Origin of the sequence: Aquabacterium sp. (assembly GCF_041915145.1) — a bacterium.
Lineage (GTDB): Bacteria > Pseudomonadota > Gammaproteobacteria > Burkholderiales > Burkholderiaceae_C > Aquabacterium.
Genome location: NZ_JAYSBZ010000168.1, coordinates 1 through 2044 on the forward strand (window position 1 = coordinate 1; position 2044 = coordinate 2044).

The window sequence follows — 2044 nt, forward strand, 5'->3', positions numbered from 1 at the left end:
CAGCCAGTGCTCGTCGGTCGGGTGCATGGCGTGCGCGCGCGGCGCCTGGGCCCGGTAGTCCAGCAGGGCGTGCCAGTCGCGCGCCATGGCGCGGTCCAGCACCCATTGCCTGAAGGCGGCGCAGTCGGGGTCTTCGGGCGCATCAACCGGCGCTTGCGACGTGAAGAAGCGATGCAGGTTGTGCGTGAGGCTGCCGCTGCCGATCACCAGCACGCCCTGCTCGGCCAGCGGCGCCAGGGCCTGACCCACGCGCCATTGGTCGGCCGGCTTGGCTGAGGGCACGAGCGACAGCGGCACCACCGGCACGTCGGCCTGCGCGCCGTGCTGCGGCCACATATGCGTGAGCACCGTCCAGATGCCGTGGTCGAGCCCGCCTTGCGGAGCGATCTGCGTGGCGATGCCGACAGAGTTGAGCAAGCGTTGCGCGTCTTGCGCCAGCGCGGGCAGGCCGGGAGCGTCGTAGCGCTGCTCGTAGAGCAGCTTCGGAAAGCCGCCGAAATCGTGGATGGCGTGGTGCTGCAAGCCGCCCAGCAAGACGGGCGAGCGCGTGGCGGTGTGGGGCGACACGGCCAGCACGGCGCGGGGGCGGCCGAAGCGCTCGTCGATGACCCGGCCCAGGTGCTGCATGAAGCGCCCCGGCGCGCCGGGCTCGATGGCGATCATCGGCGAGCCGTGCGAGAGGTACAGGGTGGGCAGAGTGGTGGCGGTTTTCATGTGCTCATTGAACCTCGGCGGGCCGGCCGGATCGATCAAAAGTTTTGTGCTCTGCGTTCAGCGTCAACGACTATCCTGCCGCTGCTTGCTGCTTCATTTCGCTTGATTGGGCTCCATCCATGGCCACCTTCGAATCGTCTTCGACCGACGCGATCCGCCCGCCCGCATTGCTGCGCTGGTCGCTGCGCCAGCTGCGGCGCGACTGGCTGGCCGGCGAGCTGCGCCTGCTGGTGCTGGCCGTGACCCTGGCCGTGACGGCGTTGACGGCCGTGGCCTTCTTCGTCGACCGGCTCGACCGCGGCCTCACGCGCGACGCAGCCCAACTGCTGGGGGGCGACGGCGTGATCGTGGCTGACCAGGCCATGCCGCCCGTCTTCGAGCAAGAGGCCACGCGGCTGGGCCTGCGCACCGCGCGCATGGCGCTGTTCGCCAGCATGGCCCGCGCGCCGGACGAGCGCGGCGGCGCCACGCGGCTGGTGTCCATCAAGGCCGTGAGCGGCGCCTACCCGCTGCGCGGCAAGCTCACGGTGGCGGCCGAGGCGTTGTCGGCGTCGACTGCGTCCGAGCGCACCACCACCAGCGGCCCGGCACCCGGCGAAGTGTGGGCCGAGGCGGCCGTCTTGCAGACCTTGGGCCTGCAGGTGGGCGACACCCTGCTGCTGGGCGACGCCAGCCTGCGCGTGGGCCAACGCCTGGTGATCGAGCCCGACCGTGGCGCGGGTTTCATGGCCTTTGCACCGCGCGTGCTGATGAACGAGGCCGACTTGCCGGCGACCGGCCTGATCCAGCCCGCCAGCCGGGTGACCTACCGCCTGGCCGTGGCGCTGCCGCGTGCCGATCGGGCCAAAGACCAGCTCGCGCTGGCCGGCTACCTGACCTGGGCCGAGCAGACCATCAAGAGCCGACAACTGCGCGGCGTGCGGGCTGATTCGCTCGAAACCGGCCGCCCCGAAACGCGCCAGACGCTCACCCGCGCCGAGCAATTCTTGAAGCTCGTGGCCTTGCTGGCGGCCTTGCTGGCGGCTGTGGCCGTGGGCATTGCCGCGCGCGACTTTGCCGCGCGCCGGCTCGATGCCTGCGCCTTGCTGCGCGTGCTGGGCGAGTCGCAACGGCGCATCGCCTGGGGCTACGCGATTGAATTCCTGACCGTGGGCACGCTGGCGAGCTTGCTGGGGGTGGTGCTGGGTCTGGCGCTGAACCAAGTCTTCGTGGCCCTGGTGGGCAGCCTGGTCGGCACCAGTCTGCCGGGGCCGGGCTGGTGGCCGGCTGGTTTTGGCGTGGGCGTGGGCTGGGTGCTGTGCGTGGGCTTCGGCTTGCCGCCGGTGCTGCA

General features: G+C 71.1%; 2 protein-coding genes. One reads left to right on the plus strand and one right to left on the minus strand.

The genetic code is table 11. The annotated features are described in order from the left end of the window. Positions 1-714: class III extradiol ring-cleavage dioxygenase (locus ACE3SS_RS15600; RefSeq protein WP_374595521.1), on the minus strand; the 714-nt coding region annotated here is incomplete at its 3' end. Positions 715-833: 119 nt separating this feature from the next. On the opposite strand from ACE3SS_RS15600, the gene ACE3SS_RS15605 reads away from it, so the two are divergent. Beyond that, positions 834-2044 (plus strand): ABC transporter permease (locus tag ACE3SS_RS15605; RefSeq protein ID WP_374595523.1); only part of this gene is annotated, 1211 nt, incomplete at its 3' end.